Annotated in this window: 17 protein-coding genes and 1 tRNA gene; 12 read left to right on the top strand and 6 right to left on the bottom strand. The window is 65.3% G+C overall.

The window, feature by feature from the left end:
- Nucleotides 1–4 precede the first annotated feature (4 nt).
- Together AC1DE1_RS07150 and AC1DE1_RS07155 are read right to left on the bottom strand one after the other, a co-directional pair.
- Nucleotides 5–1,777 (bottom strand): DUF885 domain-containing protein, encoded by a 1,773-nt coding sequence (locus tag AC1DE1_RS07150; protein ID WP_477176904.1) that lies wholly within the window; start codon nucleotides 1,775–1,777, stop codon nucleotides 5–7.
- A 106-nt stretch (nucleotides 1,778–1,883) separates the two neighbouring features.
- Nucleotides 1,884–2,366, bottom strand: a complete 483-nt coding sequence (locus AC1DE1_RS07155) for a DUF456 domain-containing protein (RefSeq protein WP_477176910.1) — start codon at nucleotides 2,364–2,366, stop codon at nucleotides 1,884–1,886.
- A 13-nt stretch (nucleotides 2,367–2,379) separates the two neighbouring features.
- Here AC1DE1_RS07155 and AC1DE1_RS07160 point away from each other — a divergent pair, with 13 nt between their 5' ends.
- The gene (locus AC1DE1_RS07160; RefSeq protein WP_477176905.1) at nucleotides 2,380–3,123 is read left to right on the top strand and encodes a protein kinase family protein; all 744 of its coding nucleotides are present in this window, start codon (nucleotides 2,380–2,382) and stop codon (nucleotides 3,121–3,123) included.
- 91 nt (nucleotides 3,124–3,214) lie between these two features.
- Here AC1DE1_RS07160 and AC1DE1_RS07165 read toward each other — a convergent pair whose 3' ends face one another.
- Nucleotides 3,215–4,114, bottom strand: a complete 900-nt coding sequence (locus AC1DE1_RS07165) for a LysR family transcriptional regulator (RefSeq protein ID WP_441604719.1) — start codon at nucleotides 4,112–4,114, stop codon at nucleotides 3,215–3,217.
- Between the two features lie 116 nt (nucleotides 4,115–4,230).
- Between AC1DE1_RS07165 and AC1DE1_RS07170 the strand changes: the two genes are divergently transcribed.
- Nucleotides 4,231–4,833, top strand: a complete 603-nt coding sequence (locus AC1DE1_RS07170) for a short chain dehydrogenase (protein ID WP_477176906.1) — start codon at nucleotides 4,231–4,233, stop codon at nucleotides 4,831–4,833.
- A 129-nt stretch (nucleotides 4,834–4,962) separates the two neighbouring features.
- Here AC1DE1_RS07170 and AC1DE1_RS07175 read toward each other — a convergent pair whose 3' ends face one another.
- Nucleotides 4,963–5,739, bottom strand: coding sequence for a ferredoxin--NADP reductase (locus AC1DE1_RS07175; RefSeq protein WP_477176907.1), 777 nt, complete (start codon nucleotides 5,737–5,739; stop codon nucleotides 4,963–4,965).
- 269 nt (nucleotides 5,740–6,008) lie between these two features.
- On the opposite strand from AC1DE1_RS07175, the gene dusA reads away from it, so the two are divergent.
- The 4 genes from dusA to AC1DE1_RS07195 all read left to right on the top strand — a co-directional run bounded on the left by dusA (nucleotide 6,009) and on the right by AC1DE1_RS07195 (nucleotide 9,507).
- Nucleotides 6,009–7,013 (top strand): tRNA dihydrouridine(20/20a) synthase DusA, encoded by a 1,005-nt coding sequence (gene dusA, locus AC1DE1_RS07180; RefSeq protein ID WP_477176908.1) that lies wholly within the window; start codon nucleotides 6,009–6,011, stop codon nucleotides 7,011–7,013.
- A gap of 97 nt (nucleotides 7,014–7,110) precedes the next feature.
- Nucleotides 7,111–7,431, top strand: coding sequence for a hypothetical protein (locus AC1DE1_RS07185; protein WP_121877840.1), 321 nt, complete (start codon nucleotides 7,111–7,113; stop codon nucleotides 7,429–7,431).
- Nucleotides 7,431–8,123 carry a response regulator transcription factor gene (locus tag AC1DE1_RS07190; protein WP_046971280.1) on the top strand — a complete coding sequence of 231 codons (693 nt, stop codon included), beginning with the start codon at nucleotides 7,431–7,433 and terminating at the stop codon, nucleotides 8,121–8,123. Before AC1DE1_RS07185 ends, AC1DE1_RS07190 begins: the two co-directional genes overlap by 1 nt.
- Nucleotides 8,089–9,507, top strand: a complete 1,419-nt coding sequence (locus tag AC1DE1_RS07195; RefSeq protein WP_441604714.1) for an ATP-binding protein — start codon at nucleotides 8,089–8,091, stop codon at nucleotides 9,505–9,507. Before AC1DE1_RS07190 ends, AC1DE1_RS07195 begins: the two co-directional genes overlap by 35 nt.
- A gap of 685 nt (nucleotides 9,508–10,192) precedes the next feature.
- Here AC1DE1_RS07195 and AC1DE1_RS07200 read toward each other — a convergent pair.
- Together AC1DE1_RS07200 and AC1DE1_RS07205 are read right to left on the bottom strand one after the other, a co-directional pair.
- Complete coding sequence (locus AC1DE1_RS07200) at nucleotides 10,193–10,960, bottom strand: M90 family metallopeptidase (protein ID WP_477175203.1); 768 nt, start codon at nucleotides 10,958–10,960, stop codon at nucleotides 10,193–10,195.
- Between the two features lie 11 nt (nucleotides 10,961–10,971).
- The gene (locus AC1DE1_RS07205) at nucleotides 10,972–11,280 is read right to left on the bottom strand and encodes a hypothetical protein (protein ID WP_441604712.1); all 309 of its coding nucleotides are present in this window, start codon (nucleotides 11,278–11,280) and stop codon (nucleotides 10,972–10,974) included.
- Between the two features lie 247 nt (nucleotides 11,281–11,527).
- Here AC1DE1_RS07205 and AC1DE1_RS07210 point away from each other — a divergent pair, with 247 nt between their 5' ends.
- The 6 genes from AC1DE1_RS07210 to rocF all read left to right on the top strand — a co-directional run bounded on the left by AC1DE1_RS07210 (nucleotide 11,528) and on the right by rocF (nucleotide 15,501).
- A complete protein-coding gene (locus AC1DE1_RS07210) occupies nucleotides 11,528–12,496 on the top strand; it encodes a biotin--[acetyl-CoA-carboxylase] ligase (protein WP_477175204.1) in 969 nt (322 codons plus the stop codon).
- A complete protein-coding gene (locus AC1DE1_RS07215; RefSeq protein WP_477175205.1) occupies nucleotides 12,493–13,251 on the top strand; it encodes a type III pantothenate kinase in 759 nt (252 codons plus the stop codon). The genes AC1DE1_RS07210 and AC1DE1_RS07215 overlap by 4 nt, the downstream gene beginning before the upstream one ends.
- Before the next feature lie 38 nt (nucleotides 13,252–13,289).
- Nucleotides 13,290–14,030, top strand: a complete 741-nt coding sequence (locus AC1DE1_RS07220; protein WP_477175206.1) for an SPOR domain-containing protein — start codon at nucleotides 13,290–13,292, stop codon at nucleotides 14,028–14,030.
- Nucleotides 14,031–14,076: 46 nt separating this feature from the next.
- A tRNA-Thr gene (locus AC1DE1_RS07225) sits at nucleotides 14,077–14,152 on the top strand.
- Between the two features lie 17 nt (nucleotides 14,153–14,169).
- Entirely contained in the window at nucleotides 14,170–14,550 is a 381-nt protein-coding gene (locus AC1DE1_RS07230) for a rhodanese-like domain-containing protein (protein WP_441604708.1), read from the top strand.
- A gap of 36 nt (nucleotides 14,551–14,586) precedes the next feature.
- Entirely contained in the window at nucleotides 14,587–15,501 is a 915-nt protein-coding gene (gene rocF / locus AC1DE1_RS07235) for an arginase (protein WP_477175207.1), read from the top strand.
- Nucleotides 15,502–15,508: the final 7 nt, after the last annotated feature.

Consider the following 15,508-nt stretch of genomic DNA (forward strand, 5'->3'; position numbering starts at 1 on the left):
GCTTTTACTTCGCCTGCTTCTTCTGCGACGGAATGAACTGCGTGCGCACCGCTTCGGCGAGCTGCTCGGGCGGCAACAAGCCCTGGCCGATCACGAAGTCGTTGAAGGCCTGGCGGTTGAAGTCCTTGCCCAGCGCCAGCTCCGTGTTCAGACGCGTCTGCTGCAAGCGCATGTAACCGTAGAAATACGCAGTGGCCTGGCCCGGGCTGTTGAAGGTGTAACGGTCCAGTTCCTGCTGCGTCATCGCTTCGGACAGGCCCACGTCGTAACGCAGCACATCGTGCGCACGTTCCTTGGTGATCAGGCCAAGGTTGAGCATCGGGTCGAGATACGCACGCGCCGCACGCTGCAGGCGTGCCTGCAAGGCCACGAACTGGCCCGACGGCGGCTCGTACGGCAGCATTTCCGACTCGGCATACAGCGCCCAGCCTTCCACGTTGACGCTGTTGAAGGCGAACAGGCTGCGTGCCAGCGACACGCCGCGTTCCACCATCGCCGCGAACTGCAACTCGTGACCCGGACGGCCTTCGTGCGCGGTCAGCGTCCAGGCGGCCGCCTTATAGGTGAAGTCGTCATACGAATCGGACTTGCTGCCGCTGGGGTTGCCCATGGTCAGCACGAAGGTGCCCTGTTCGCCGTGGTTGTTGATGAAGGGCGGCGGGTCCATGTGCGGTGCCGGCACGGCGGCGGTTTCCGCTTCCGAGGCCAGGCGCATCTGCATCTTGCGCTGGGGCAGGGTGATGATGTGCTCGCGGCGGATGGTGTCTTCGATCTTGCCGATGATCTCGTGGTACCAGGGCACCACGTCATCCTTGCCCAGCTGCTGCTTTTTCAGCGCCTTCAGCACGTCGCGATAGTCGGTGGCCTGGATGCCTTCTTCCTTGGCCACCACCGGCGCCATCATCTGCATCATCGAACGCAGCTCGGTGAACTCGAACTGCGCTTCCTTGATCAGCTGTTCCGGCGGAATGTCGATGCCGACCTGCTTGAGGTTGTACGCATACAGCGGCTCGGGCAGGCGGAAATCAGTACGCTCGCGCGGCACGATGGTCGTGCGCACCCAGCTGTCGTAGTCCTTGAGCTGGCTGTCCAGCGCATCGAGCGCGGCCTTGCCCTGCGCGTCATCGAGCTTGTACTTGGCGAACAGCTGGCGGATGCCCTGGGTGTAGCGCGGCGTATTGCTGAGCTTCTGCTCCACTTCGTTCTTGTAAGGGCCGATCAGGTCCTTTTCGCCCAGGCGCGCAGTGGTCTGCGCCTTGGCCAGCTCGACCAGCGGCGTGCAGCCCGCGGTCTTGCCCACATAGCATTCCAGGCGCTTGAGCGCGGCGGGGCGACGATTGGCGGCCACGTCGTCCTTCAGCAGCACGAACTCGCCCTGGAAGATCAGCTGGCCCACGTCCTGGTACGGCAGCATGTACTTGTGATTGAGATCGATGCCTTCGATCTGCTGATCGACGGCCTTGATCATGATCTGCAGATCCTGGCGGACGTTCTCGTCCTTCTCGCTGGCCAGCATCTTTTCGAGCTTGCCCTTGGCGTCGACGAAAGCGGCGCGCGAGCGGGCGTCGACGTCCGGCTTCATGTCGACGACCTTGTCGTCGAAGCCGGGCACGCCGATCTGCGAGGCGAATTCCGGGTTGAACTTCGCCATCACATCGAGCAGCACCTTGGCGTCGGTGTTGCTGCGTTCGATCCAGGCGGGCGACTTGGTTTCCGCTTGGGCGGAACCGACGGCGACCAGCGAAACCGCCAGTGCCAGGGCGAGACGTTTGGACATGAGCACTTCCCTGAAGGTGGAGTGCCCCCGAGCCTATAGGGCGGCGCGTACGCTGCGCCATGTGCCGAAGGTCGCGCTAGCCGAATGGCCAGCCCCGGCCCCGGGCTCAGCCAAACAGCATGGCAAACGCGAACAAGCCGATCATCACAAAGGAAATCACCAGCTTCACCACGGTGCCAAACAGCAGCCCCAGCCAGGTGGCCACGCCCACATGGGCCGAACGCAGCACGCTGGTGCCCGAGCTCAGCTCGCCCAGCAGGGCGCCCAGGAACGGACCGGCAATGAGCCCGGCGAGGCCGAAGAACATGCCCACCACGGTACCGATGCCGGCTCCCCAGATCGCTCTGGGGCTGGCGCCCACCCGTTTGGCGCCCAGCGACGCAGCCACAAAGTCCAGCGCCACGCCGATGGCGCCGAGGACGCCAATGACCACCAGCCACCACGTTCCCAGGTGCCGGTACTGGTCCACCGCGGCCACCAGCCAGATGCCGCCGAAGATCATCGGGATGCCGGGCAAGGCAGGCAGGATGTTGCCGGCGAGGCCGCCGATCATCAGCAGGGCGGCCAGCACGTAGAGTGCAATCTCCAGCATGAGGTTCTCCATGTTCGAGAACCCAGCATATCGGCATGGCCATGCCGCCGGCATCACGCCGTTGGGTGACAATGGTGCACGGCCACCGCAGGGAGCATCTGTGGATACCTCAGGCGACGCGCTGCTCAAGTCCGATGAACTGGGTCGCATCGAGATGATCGAGCGGCATGGCGTGCGCGTGATCCGCCGCGATGTCCACGCGGCCTGCTGGTGGGCACGCGCTTTCGCCCGCCGCGCCGCCGCACGCGAAGCACGTGCGCTGATCAAGCTCGATGGTGTGGAGGGGGTGCCTGCGCTGCTAGGCTGGAACGGGCGAGAACTTCTGCGCAGCTATATCGCCGGCGCACCGATGCAACAAGGGCAACCTTGCGACCGCGCGTATTACCGCGATGCACTGCGATTGCTGGCGCGCCTGCATCGGCGCGGCATCGTGCACAACGATGCGGCCAAGGAGCCCAACTGGCTGGTGGGCGTGGATGGCCGCCCTGCGCTGGTGGATTTCCAGCTCGCCTGGACGCGCGGCAAGCGTGGGGCATTGTTCCGCGCATTGGCGCGCGAAGACCTGCGTCATCTGCTCAAGCACAAGCGTACGTATTGCGCGCAGGCGCTGACCGCACGGCAGCTGCTGATCCTGCAAACACCTGCTCCGCATGCGCTGCTATGGCGTGCCACTGGCAAGCGGCTGTACAAACTCATCGCGCGACGTGTGTTCGGATACTGGGACAACGAAGGTAAGGGCCGCGTGCGCCAGTGAAGGTGCCTCGCCCTTTGTAGGAGCGCACTTGTGCGCGACCGCAGCGCCTCAGGGTTTTCGTTGCGTGGGGCGGTCGCGCACAAGTGCGCTCCTACACAGAAGCTTCCGCCCCGAAGCGTTCCAGCAAAAACTCAATCATGCTGCGCAGCTTCGCCGTCGGCCGGCGATCCTGCGCGTACAACAGATGCATCGGCGTCGACGGCGGCGCCCATTCGGGCAGCACTGCCATCAGTCTTCCTTCGGCCAGATCGTCCGCCAGCAAAACCTCCGGCTGCAGCACGATGCCGGCGCCGTGCAGGGCGGCGACACGCAAGGCATCGCCATGATCGACCGATAGCCGCCCCTGCACCGGTACATCGCACTCCGCACCCTCAGGTCCGAGCAAACGCCACTGGTCCCGGCGGCGCCAGTTGGTGAGGCCCAGGCAGGTGTGCTTCGAAAGCTCTTCGGGACGCGATGGGTTGCCGTGCTTCGCGAGGTATTGGGGCGACGCCGCCAGCAGCATGCGATATGGCAGCAAGGGGCGTGCGACCAGCTGCGGGTCATCGACTGCGCCAATGCGGATGCCCAGCTCATAGCCTTCGCTGACCAGGTCGAACACACGGTTGTCCAGCGACAGCTCCACGCTGACGTCGGGATAGCGTTGCAGGTAATCGGTGAGCGCCGGGGTAAGTCGCCGGCTGCCGAAGCTCATCGGCGCGGTGATGCGCAGCCGTCCGCGCGGCGTGGCCTGCAATTCGTGGGCGCTGCGCTCGGCCAGTTCCACATCGGCCAGTACCAGCTTGCAGCGTTCGTAATAGAGCCGGCCCACCTCGGTAAGCTGTTGCCGGCGCGTGGTGCGATGGAGCAGGCGCGCGCCCAACCGTTGCTCGATCGCGCGGATGTGCTTGCCGGCCATGGTCGGCGACACCCCGCTGGCTTCCGCGGCTGCCGCGAAACTGCCGGTATCCACCACCCGCACGAACATCGCCATGCTTGCCAGCGTATCCATGATTGAAAACCCATGGTTCGGAATGGGTCGCATCATGGCACGTTTATTGTGACCGCGGCTCGGCGGACACTGGGGGCTTGGCGACCCACGCCGGGGCGCATCCACGAGGCTTCACCATGCGAATTCTTCTAGTCGGTGCCAGCGGCATCGTCGGCCAGGCGGTGGGAGGGGCCTTGGCGCCCCACCACGAACTCATCCGCGCCGGGCGTCACTCGGGCGATGTACGCGTCGATCTCACCGACATGGCGAGCGTCGAGCGGATGTACGCGGAGGTAGGTCAGCTCGATGCCGTGGTCACCGCGGCCGGCAGCGTGCATTTCGGCGAGCTGGTGAACACCACGCCCGCGCAATTCATGTCCGGACTGCAGGACAAGTTGATGGGGCAGGTGAATGCGGTGATCGCCGGCATCCCGCATCTGCGCGATGGTGGCTCCTTCACGCTGACCAGTGGCATCACCGCCGAAGAGCCGATCAAGCTGGGCACCAATGCCACCACGGTGAATGCAGCGATCGAAGGCTTCGTGCGGTCGGCCGCCACCGAGTTGCCGCGCGGTCTGCGCATCAACGCGGTGAGCGCCACCGTGCTTACCGAAGCGCTCGAAGCGTATGGGCCGTATTTCCCGGGCTTTGAGGCCGTGCCCGGCGCACGCGTGGGTCAGGTGTATCGACGCAGCGTGGAAGGCGTGTTGACCGGCCGCGTCTACAAGATCTGGGAATAAACGCAGCGCTGAGAGAAAGAAAACTGTGGGAGCGCACCCTGTGCGCGACGGCGCTTCGTTGTACCTCGACGCAGCGCCCGTCGCGCACAGGGTGCGCTCCCACAAAAAATCCGCGGTGTTCCGCGCGATTTATTTCTCGACGAACGCCCGCTCAATCACATAATCGCCCGGCTCACGTGTGCGCGGCGAAACCTGGAAACCACGCGCATCCAGCAACGCGCAGGTGTCATCAAGCATCGAAGGACTGCCGCACAGCATCACGCGGTCAATGGCCGGATCGAGCGGCGGCAGGCCAATCGCGTTGCTCATCGCGCCATCGACGATGTTGTCGGTGATGCGCCCCTGGTTGCGGAACGCTTCGCGCGTCACCGTGGGGTAATAGATCAATTTCTCGCGCACCAGTTCGCCGAGGTATTCGTGCTGCGGCAGCTCGGTTTCGAGATAGTCCTTGTAGGCAAGATCATTGACGTTGCGCACGCCGTGCGCGATCACGATCTTCTCGTAGCGATCATAGGTTTCCGGATCGCGCACCAGGCTCATGAACGGCGCCAGCCCCGTGCCCGTGCCCAGCAGGTAAAGATGCCTGCCCGGCTTGAGGTCGTTGAGCACCAGCGTGCCAGTGGGTTTGCGGCTGACGATCAGCGGATCGCCCGGCTTGAGGTGCTGCAGGCGCGAGGTGAGCGGACCATTGGCCACCTTGATACTGAAGAACTCCAGGTGTTCTTCGTAGTTGGCGCTGGCGATCGAATACGCGCGCATCAGCGGACGGCCATCCACTTCGAGGCCGATCATCACAAACTGCCCGCTGTCGAAGCGGAAGCCCGGATCGCGCGTGGTGCGGAAGCTGAAGAGACTGTCGTTCCAGTGGTGCACGTCGATCACGTGCTCCGTCGCCAATGCCACCATTGCCGGTACCGTCCTAAAAAAGCTGGGGAAGCTGCGGGCAGGGCACCGGCCAGGCCGGTACCGGACTCGTGTGGGGAAGGCGGAACCCGCTGCGCCTGACGAGTGCTGCCCTGGGGGTGCAGCGAAGGCGCCATTATGCCATGGCGTCCTGGCAGCTCAGGCTGCCGGGCGTCGCGAGACCCGGTTTATTGCGTCAACCTGCCGCATCGAGCGGGCCGCACGGGCAGGGCCTTCGCGACCCGCCGGGCCGAGCAAGTACAATAGGCCCCATGTCAGCCCCGATTTCTCCCTTGCGGCAGCCGATCCAGAAGGACGACTGGCGCCTCACCGTCGCGCCCATGATGGACTGGACGGACCGCCACTGCCGGTATTTCCACCGGCTGCTGTCGCCGCATGCGCGCCTGTATACCGAGATGGTGACCAGTGCCGCCCTGGTGCGGGGCAAGCAGCTGCGCCTGCTCGAACACAGCCAGCAGGAGCACCCCGTGGCCCTGCAACTGGGCGGCAGTGATCCGGCCGAGCTGGCCATTGCCGCGCGCTACGGCGCTGAGGCGGGCTACGACGAGATCAACCTCAACGTCGGTTGCCCGTCCGACCGCGTGCAGTCCGGCCGCTTCGGCGCCTGCCTGATGCGCGAGCCGGCCCTGGTTGGCGATTGCGTGAAGGCCATGCGCGATGCGGTCGATATCCCGGTCACCGTCAAATGCCGCATCGGCGTGGACGACCAGGACGACTACGCCGACCTGCAGCAGTTCACCGAGACGATGATCGCCGCCGGCGTGGAAGTGCTGGTGGTGCATGCGCGCAAGGCGTGGCTGCAGGGCCTTAGCCCCAAGGAAAACCGCGAGATCCCGCCGCTGGACTATGAGCGCGTGTATCGCCTCAAGCGCGAATTTCCCGACCTCGTGGTGGTGATCAACGGCGGCATCACCTCGGTCGAGCAGGTGCAGGCCCACCTGCAACAGGTCGACGGCGTGATGCTGGGGCGGGCGGCGTATCACGACCCCTATCTGCTCGCCCAGGTCGAGGCGGCGCTCTATGACGAGCCGATGCCGAGCCATGAGGACGTGCTGCTGCGCCTGCGGCCCTACGTCGAGGCCGAGCTGGCCCGCGGCACGGCGCTCAAGCACATCAGCCGCCACCTGCTGGGGCTGTACCAGGGCGAGCCCGGGGCCCGCGGCTTCCGTCGCCGGCTCAGCGAAGGCGCCCATCTGCCGGGGGCCGATTGGTCGCTGATGGAGCAGGCCATCGCACAACCGCGCATCGCCGCGTGACCGTTCAGGTTCGTCCGGCCTATATTCAGCCGCGATTCCATAGTCTGAACGCCGATGGATACCGTCCCCTGCCGTTACCCGGGCTTTGTTTAACAAAATGAAAACAATCCTGCGTCCCCTGGCATGGCTGCTGGCACTGTCGACAGGCACCGCTGCCTGGGCGGCACAGTCCACGGAGCCATCCATGTCGCTGGAGCAGGCGGTGACCCAGGTGCAGCATGAAACGGGCGGCAAAGTACTGTCCGCCAGTACCGTACGGCGGGGCCGCAGTTCCTTCGAACACCGCGTGAAAGTGCTGACGCCCACCGGGCACGTACGCGTGGTGACCGTGACCACGGAGGCCAGCAAGGCGCCGGCTTCCAGTGATTCGACCAAGAACCCGTCCAGTGACGGTGGAAGCAACAAGGAGAAACACTGATGCGCATTCTTTTGGTTGAGGACGAGGCTCCCCTGCGCGAGACCCTCGCCGCCCGCCTGAAGCGCGATGGTTTTGCCGTCGATGCGGCCCAGGACGGTGAAGAGGGCATGTACCTCGGACGCGAAGTGCCCTTCGATCTGGCCATCATCGACTTGGGCCTGCCCAAGATGTCGGGCATGGACCTGATCAAGTCGCTGCGTGAAGCCGGCCAGCGTTACCCCATCCTGATCCTCACCGCCCGTGGCGGCTGGCAGGACAAGGTCGAAGGCCTCAAGCACGGCGCCGACGACTACCTGGTCAAGCCGTTCCACGTCGAAGAGCTGCTGGCGCGCATCAACGCGCTGGTGCGCCGCGCCAGCGGCTGGTCCAAGCCCATCCTGGCCTGCGGCCCGATCAAGCTCGATACGACCGCCCAAACCGTGACGGTGGAAGGCAAACCGGTCGACCTGACCAGCTATGAATACAAGGTGCTCGAATACCTGATGCTGCACGCCGGTGAGCTGGTCTCCAAGGCCGACCTCACCGAGCACATCTACCAGCAGGATTTCGATCGCGATTCCAACGTGCTGGAGGTCTTCATCGGCCGCCTGCGCAGGAAGCTGGACCCGGAAGGCAACCTCAAGCCCATCGAGACGGTACGTGGACGCGGATACCGCTTTGCCATCCCTCGCAGCGAAAGCGAAGACGAATGATCCATCGCCGCCGCGCCGCCCGCTTTCACTGGCGGGCCGCGCGGCGCTGGCGACGGGATTTGTGCTGGCTGCGTTCCTGGGCGTGGTCGGTCTTACGCTCACGCGCACGGCAGCCGACAGTTCGCTGAAGGGGCTGCAGGATCGCCTGCAGAATTTTGTCGTGGCTTACCTCGCGGGCACCGAAGTCGGTCGCTCCGGCAAGGTGCTGCTGCCCGACACGCCGCCCGATCCGAGTTTCTCGCGACCGGGCTCGGGCCTTTACGCGGTCGCCATCGGCGACAACGGTTTCAAGTGGGAATCGCCGTCGGCCATTGGTCGCGACTTCGGCTTCCTGCATCCCCTCGCGCCCGGCGAAGAGCACTTCGTCGGCCCAGTCGATACGCGCATGGGGCGCCTCTACTACTACATCTACGGCGTGGCGCTCGATACCGCCGAGAAGAAATCGGTGCACCTCACTTTCATGGTGGCGCAGACCGAGGACCAGCTCGAAGGGCGCAACGCGGTGTTCCGACGAAGCCTCGTGTTCTGGCTGGCCTCGCTTGGCGTGATGCTGATCCTGCTGCAGATGCTGTTGCTGCGCTGGAGCCTCACGCCGTTGCGCAAAGTCGCCAACGAAATGTCGCGCGTGGAACGCGGCGAACGCGAGCACCTGGGCGATCAATACCCGCTGGAACTCACCGGTCTCACCGAACGCATCAATGCCTTCATCGACAGCGAGCGCGAACAGCGCGTGCGTACGCGCAACACGCTGGCCGATCTTGCGCACAGCTTGAAGACGCCGCTGGCGGTGATCCGCTCCAGCCTGGAAAGCGCGATCGCCCAATCGGCCTTGCGCGATCCGGTGCTTGAGCAAGTGCGCCGCATGGATGAGCTGGTGGCTTATCAGCTTGCACGCGCCGCCACCTCCGGTCGCCAGACTTTCGCCACGACCGCCATCCCCATCGCCGGTCACGCGGAAGACCTGGTGCAGAGTCTGGAGAAGGTCTACGCCGCCAAGAACGTGTTGTGCGAGTTCGATATCGACGACAACGCGGCGTTCTACGGCGAGCAGGGTGATCTGCTCGAACTGATGGGCAATCTGTTGGAAAACGCGTTCAAGTGGGCGCGCCATCAGGTGTTGCTGGTGGTGAAGATGCGTCCGGTCGCGGGCCGTCAGCGCCCCGGTTTGTGGTTGAGTGTCGAGGACGATGGTCCGGGCATCAATGACGACAAGATCGAAGCGGTGCTGCAGCGTGGCGTGCGCGGTGATGAGCGTGTGCAGGGGCACGGGATTGGCTTGTCGATCGTGCAGGACATTATTCGCGCTTATGGCGGCGAGTTGGTGGTGGATCGGTCGCCGGAGTTCAATGGGGCGCGGTTTAGTGTGACGTTTCCGCCGGGGTGAGGTTGGCCCCCATCTTCCCCGTCTTTGCTCGTCATCCCGGCGTAGGCCGGGGTCCAGTAGCGGTGCCGCTCGGTTGTCGCGATCCCGCCAACGTGCCGCCTACGACGCAAAGCTAGTCCCTGTGGGACGCGGCGGGCGTTTCGAACGGCTGCCGCCGCTCGAGTCACTTTTCTTTTGCTGGCCCAAAAGATCCCACGGGACTAGCTTCGCGTCGAAAGTAACCCAAAGAGAATGGCCTGATAACGCCCGCAGCATCGTGCTGGGATAAGCCCGAACGCTTGAGGCGCGCTGTTGTGGGACAACCACCGAGGGTACACAGCGGGTACTTCCAAGCGCTGCGCAACGCGCCCGAATCGCTGAGGACTTAAAGCGGGGCCTCGTTGCGCGTTGGCTTTGGAGCCTCCCAATTCAAACTGGGTGCCGCGCCTGGCGCTTGTCTGTGGGAGCGCACCCTGTGCGCGACAGCCACGCYGCGGTGTACCGCTCCGTAGGTTTGTCGCGCACAGGGTGCGCTCCCACAAAGAGCCSACCGGCAAGGTTGATCCKCAACCCACGAASCTGCMTAACCCTTGTAGGAGCGCACTTGTGCGCGACCGCAGCGCTGGGATGTATCTCTCCGTAGGCTAGTCGCGCACAGGGTGCGCTCCCACGGTGATGTGCTGCGGATGGCCGCTTTTACGCAGCATCAACCTGGCGCAGGCGACGGCCCGTAATACGCCTCAAGCAATCCGGCGACAGCAGCATCCGCCCGACGCAGCACCGACGGCTGCGACCAATGCAACTCACTCACCACGGCAAAAAATTCGTCCGGACTTTCGGCAGCGTACGAATCAATCAACGTGTCGCGTCCACGCGCCAAGTCATTGGACAACAGATCAAACGCGCGCTGGAACGCAACAATCCATTGTCGTCGTGGAATGTTCGCAGGCAGCAGCGGCACGCCATCAGGCGGCCCGTCGAGCATGTCGAGCTTGTGGGCAATCTCGTGCACGACCACGTTATAGCCGTCCCACGGATGGGCGAGGTCGAGCTGCACGTCGGCGAGTGACAACACCAGCGGGCCGTGTTCCCAGGCTTCGCCGATCAGTACGTCCTCGCTCTCGGTCACCACGCCACTGCGGTCGTCGTGATGGCTGCGCTTGACGCGGAACTCGCCGGGATACACCAGGATGTCGCGCCAGCCGCGCAGGTTGCGCGGGCCTTGGCGTAGCACGGGCACGCAGGCTTGCATGGCGATCAAGGCGCAATCGGCGTCAGACAATTCGACACCGCCCAGCGGATGGAACCGCTTGCGTGCGAGGAACACACCAACGAGTCGACGCAATTCGTTCTGACGCGCGTGATCGAGACGCTGAGCCAGCGGACAACCCTGCAGCGCGATGCGCCAAGGTTCGTCAGCAAGCGGGGGAGGCGTGACATAGGCGCGTAAGCGCCGCCACCAGGCAGCCGACACGAGTTGGGTCGTTACTGGATGGAGCCCGGCAACAAGGACTGCCAGCCGATGTGGTTCTGGCGGCTACGCGGCGCACGCGCCGGGGCCGTGGTGGGGCAGTTGTCGCTGGACGAAGAAGAAGCGGCAGGGGCGGTGTTGGCCTCGCGCGACAGACCCAGGGCATCGCCCCCGCTGCCGCTCGCGCCGTCGTGACTGCCGGAGCCAGTGTCCACGGTGCGCTGCATCGAGCTCAGATCCTGGCCGTCCGCATCCATGGCCGATGCAGCACTGACGCCGCCGACGCATAGAACACAGCCAAACAAGAACTTCGCGACACCCATGGCGGCTCAACCCCTTGATCCGCAATCGAAGAGCTTGATGCTGGCAGAAAAATCGCGGTGATACCAGTGCCTGCGTAACCCTCGTGCAAGGCTTGCGAGTCCCAGAAGTCATGGACCCCGAGCGGTGTGGCGAGCGGCGTAGGGCCGTCTCGGCAGGCTAGAATCGCTGGATGTCACGCTCCCTGATCCCGTCCCCAGCTCGCCACGGACGCCGCCAACGCGGTCGATCGGCGCGGGATGCCGCCTGATGCAGCCACAGGACTTGCTCGTGGCCTTGGCGGACGGCGGCATGGTGTCGGGCGCCCAGCTGGCCGAGCGCACAGGGGTGACCCGGGCAGCCATCTGGAAACAGGTCGAGGCGTTGCGTGCACGCGGCGTTCCGGTGGAGTCGCGCGGCACGGCTGGTTATTGCCTGCCCTGGCCGGTGCAGTTGTTGAACCTGCCCACGCTGCGTGACTTGCTGCCTGCCAGGCTGGGCAAACGCCTGGGCACGCTGGAGCTGCATTGGGAGATCGACTCGACCTCCAGTGAGATCCAGCGCCGCCAGGCCGATCTGCCCGACCTGAGCATGGTGCTGGCGGAAACCCAGACCGCCGGACGCGGCCGTCGCGGCCGGTCCTGGCTGTCGCCGCCGGGCCTCAACGTGTATCTGTCCTGCCTCAAGCGCTTCAACGGCGGCTTTGCCGCGCTGTCGGGACTGTCGCTGGCGCTCGGCGTCATCGTGATGCGTACGCTCGCTTCCTTGGGCATCGAAGGCGCCGGCTTGAAATGGCCCAACGATGTGCTCAGCGACGGCGGCAAGCTCGCCGGCATCCTGGTCGAACTCGGCGGCGAATATCAGGGGCCATGCGCGGCTATCGTCGGCGTGGGTTTGAACGTGCGCCTCACCGCGGCCCTGCACGAACAGGCGGGTCAGCCCGTGAATGATCTCGCCACCCTGGCGGGTCGGGCGCCCGATCGCAATCGCGTGGCGGCGGCTCTGATGACTGCGTTGGCCGAAGGGCTCGAACAGTTCGAGCGCGAGGGTTTTGCGGCCTTTGTCGATGAATACGCACGCCATGACCTGCTGCGTGGCAAGCCGCTGCGCGTGCAGGGGCCGCAGGCCATGCTGGAAGGCGTGGGCGCCGGCGTGGATGCGCGCGGCGCCTTGCTGCTGCAGGCCGCGGATGGCCTGCATCGCATCGACAGTGCCGACGTCACGGTGCGTCGCGCATGAGGCTCCTGCTCGATCTGGGCAACACGCGCCTGAAGTGGGCGCTGCGCGAGGGCACGCAATGGCGTGAGCAGGGCGCCGTTGCATGGAACGAGGACGTTGCGCTGGTGCTGCATGAGGCATGGCGGCAGCTGTCGATACCCGGTGATGTATTTGGCGCTTCGGTGGTGGATGGCGCTCGCGAAGCGCAGATTGCCGCCGTGGTGTCGACCTGTTTTACGCGGACCACGACCTGGCTGCGCACGCCGGCGGAAGCCTGTGGCGTGCGCAACGCCTATGCCGAACCAGGCCGCTTGGGCGTGGACCGCTTCCTCGGCATGGTGGCCGCTCGCGCCGAAGGGTTGGCCCCGTGTGTGCTGGCTGGCGTGGGTACCGCGCTGACCCTCGATGCACTCGACGCCGATGGCCGCCACCTCGGCGGCTTGATCGCGCCGGGACCGCAGTTGATGCAGCAGTCGCTGCTAGGCGCGACCGCGCGCGTGCTGGTCGACCGCCCCGGCCAGGTGCTGGAAGTGGCCGACAACACGCCCGATGCCGTGGCATCGGGTTGCTGGCAGGCTGCTGCGGCGCTGGTGGAACGTTTCGTCGCGCATATGTCCGCATCGCTGGGCGGTTCCCCGCAGCTGATCCTGGGGGGCGGCGATGCCGAGGCGCTGGCGCCATTGATCGCCCATCCGGCGCGGCTGAGTCAGGACAGTGTGCTGCGCGGACTATCCGTGTGGTCCGACGCACATTCACCCATCGAGCAGGCTCCCTAGAATGCCCGCTCTCCCGCCGCTTGCCTGACGGATCATCGATGTTCCTGCGCCTGCTCTTTGTCCTGCTGATCGCACTCAATATTGCGGTAGGCGCGTGGCTGTTGCTGGGCCAGGACGACGTGCACGGCCGCAGCGCCACCGATGCCGGCGTGCCCGAACTGCACCTGCTGAGCGAGCGCCCGCCGGCGCCCTCGAGCGCACCGGCACCGGCGTCGCCGACAACGACCATTGGCGCCGCGACAGCGGCGACCGCAGCAGGCCCGACGCCCAATGCCGCGCCGGTGGCGCAGGCCCCCGCGCCCGCGCCGCCGCCGCCATCGCGACCCAACACCTATACCTGCATGGCCCTGGGCCCGTTCGCTACGCAAACCGACATGCGCAACGCGCGCAGCGCGCTGACCAGTCAGGCGGCACGCATGCGCCAGCGCCAGGAACAAACCACGCAGACCACCGGGTGGTGGGTCTACCTGCCGGGCGGTGGCAGCCGCGACAAGGCGCTGGAGCTGGGCCGCCGTCTGGCCGCGGCCAATGTCGGCGAATACTTCGTGGTCAGCGCCGGTGACCAGTCCAACACCATTTCGCTGGGCCTGTTCAAGGATCCCGCCAACGCCCGCCGCCGTCGCGAGCAGGTCGTCGCCGCCGGCTTCCCCGCCCAGATGACCGAGCGCACCGAAAGCGTGGCCGAATACTGGCTGGACGTAGTGATCGCCGACAACGGCCACGCCGACTGGCGCAATCGCGTGCGCGGCGTCGGTTCGCATAGCACCGGCTGCTTCTGAGGCCTTTGGCGTTGCACCGCGGGGGCCTGTTAGACTTTGCTTCTTCGCCGGTATAGCTCAGTTGGTAGAGCAACTGATTTGTAATCAGTAGGTCGCGGGTTCGACTCCTGCTGCCGGCACCAGATCGAGGGTTTCCCGCATGCTCAAGGCCCACCTGGCCGCACTGCTGATGCTGGCGGGCATGGGTACCGCCATCGGGGCAGATGCGCCAATCAACGCCTCGCAACTGCTGCAACGCCAGCAGGCCGGGCAGGCGCCGGTGCTGGTCGATGTGCGTGGGTCCGACGAATACCTCGACGGCCACATTGCAGGCGCACTCAATATCCCCGTCGACCAGTTGGCCAGCCGCGCCGGCGTTCTCGGCGTGCCCCGCGACAGCGAGATCGTGGTGTATTGCGTCTCCGGAAAGCGTGCTGCCAGGGCGCAGGAAACGCTTACATCGCTGGGCTATACCCATGTGCGTCTGCTCGACGGCAGTTTGAACACATGGCGGCAACGTCGCCTGCCTCTGGCACACTAGGACGACTCGTATTCCGCTTTGACACTGCAGGTTTTCATGGTCAACAAGGCACTCTCCCTGATCGGCGTTCCCACGGACATTGGCGCGGGGCATCGCGGCGCGTCCATGGGACCGGAAGCGCTGCGCGTAGCGAACCTCGCCGCCCGGCTCGCCAAGCGCGGGCTGGAGGTGGTCGATCGCGGCAACCTGCAGGGACCGCTCAATCCGTGGCAGCCGCCGGTGAACGGCTATCGCCATCTGCCTGAAGTGGTGGCCTGGAACCAGGCCGTGCACGAGGCGATCTACGCCGAACTCGTCGCCGGTCGCGTGCCGGTGATGCTGGGTGGCGACCATTGCCTGGCGATCGGTTCGATCAGCGCCATCGCGCGTCATTGCCGCGACACAGGCAAGACGCTGCGAGTGCTGTGGCTGGACGCGCACGCCGACTTCAACACGGCCGATGCCACGCCGTCGGGCAATATCCATGGCATGCCGGTGGCCTGCCTGTGCGGCAACGGACCGAAGGAATTGATCGAGATGGGCGGCCACGTGCCCGCTACTTCTGCGGCAGTGTTCCGCCAGATCGGCATCCGCTCGGTGGATGAAGGCGAAAAGCGTCTCGTGCGCGAGTCGCAGGTGAGCATCTTCGACATGCGCCACATCGACGAAGTGGGCATGAAGCGCACGATGGAAGAAGCCCTCGCCGGTGTGGACGAAAACACGCATCTGCACGTGAGCTTCGACGTGGACTTCCTCGACCCGACCATCGCGCCGGGCGTGGGCACCACCGTGCGCGGTGGCCCGAACTATCGCGAGGCACAGCTGTGCATGGAGATGATCGCGGACAGTGGCCGCGTCAGTTCGCTGGACATCGTCGAACTCAATCCCGCCTTCGACAAGAAGAACCAGACCGCGCGCCTGGCCGTGGACCTGGTGGAGTCGCTGTTCGGCAAGTCCACGCTGATCCGCTGATCGCCAA

This window comes from Dyella sp. 05T440 (assembly GCF_056395965.1).

Excerpts from the sequence above, each read along its gene's own strand:
- AC1DE1_RS07150 (WP_477176904.1), bottom strand. The coding sequence starts at position 1,777 with ATGTCCAAACGTCTCGCCCTGGCACTGGCGGTTTCGCTGGTCGCCGTC.
- AC1DE1_RS07160 (WP_477176905.1), top strand. The coding sequence starts at position 2,380 with ATGTTCGAGAACCCAGCATATCGGCATGGCCATGCCGCCGGCATCACG.
- AC1DE1_RS07165 (WP_441604719.1), bottom strand. The coding sequence starts at position 4,114 with ATGGATACGCTGGCAAGCATGGCGATGTTCGTGCGGGTGGTGGATACC.
- AC1DE1_RS07170 (WP_477176906.1), top strand. The coding sequence starts at position 4,231 with ATGCGAATTCTTCTAGTCGGTGCCAGCGGCATCGTCGGCCAGGCGGTG.
- AC1DE1_RS07175 (WP_477176907.1), bottom strand. The coding sequence starts at position 5,739 with ATGGTGGCATTGGCGACGGAGCACGTGATCGACGTGCACCACTGGAAC.
- dusA (WP_477176908.1), top strand. The coding sequence starts at position 6,009 with ATGTCAGCCCCGATTTCTCCCTTGCGGCAGCCGATCCAGAAGGACGAC.
- AC1DE1_RS07185 (WP_121877840.1), top strand. The coding sequence starts at position 7,111 with ATGAAAACAATCCTGCGTCCCCTGGCATGGCTGCTGGCACTGTCGACA.
- AC1DE1_RS07190 (WP_046971280.1), top strand. The coding sequence starts at position 7,431 with ATGCGCATTCTTTTGGTTGAGGACGAGGCTCCCCTGCGCGAGACCCTC.
- AC1DE1_RS07205 (WP_441604712.1), bottom strand. The coding sequence starts at position 11,280 with ATGGGTGTCGCGAAGTTCTTGTTTGGCTGTGTTCTATGCGTCGGCGGC.
- AC1DE1_RS07210 (WP_477175204.1), top strand. The coding sequence starts at position 11,528 with ATGCAGCCACAGGACTTGCTCGTGGCCTTGGCGGACGGCGGCATGGTG.
- AC1DE1_RS07215 (WP_477175205.1), top strand. The coding sequence starts at position 12,493 with ATGAGGCTCCTGCTCGATCTGGGCAACACGCGCCTGAAGTGGGCGCTG.
- AC1DE1_RS07220 (WP_477175206.1), top strand. The coding sequence starts at position 13,290 with ATGTTCCTGCGCCTGCTCTTTGTCCTGCTGATCGCACTCAATATTGCG.
- AC1DE1_RS07230 (WP_441604708.1), top strand. The coding sequence starts at position 14,170 with ATGCTCAAGGCCCACCTGGCCGCACTGCTGATGCTGGCGGGCATGGGT.
- rocF (WP_477175207.1), top strand. The coding sequence starts at position 14,587 with ATGGTCAACAAGGCACTCTCCCTGATCGGCGTTCCCACGGACATTGGC.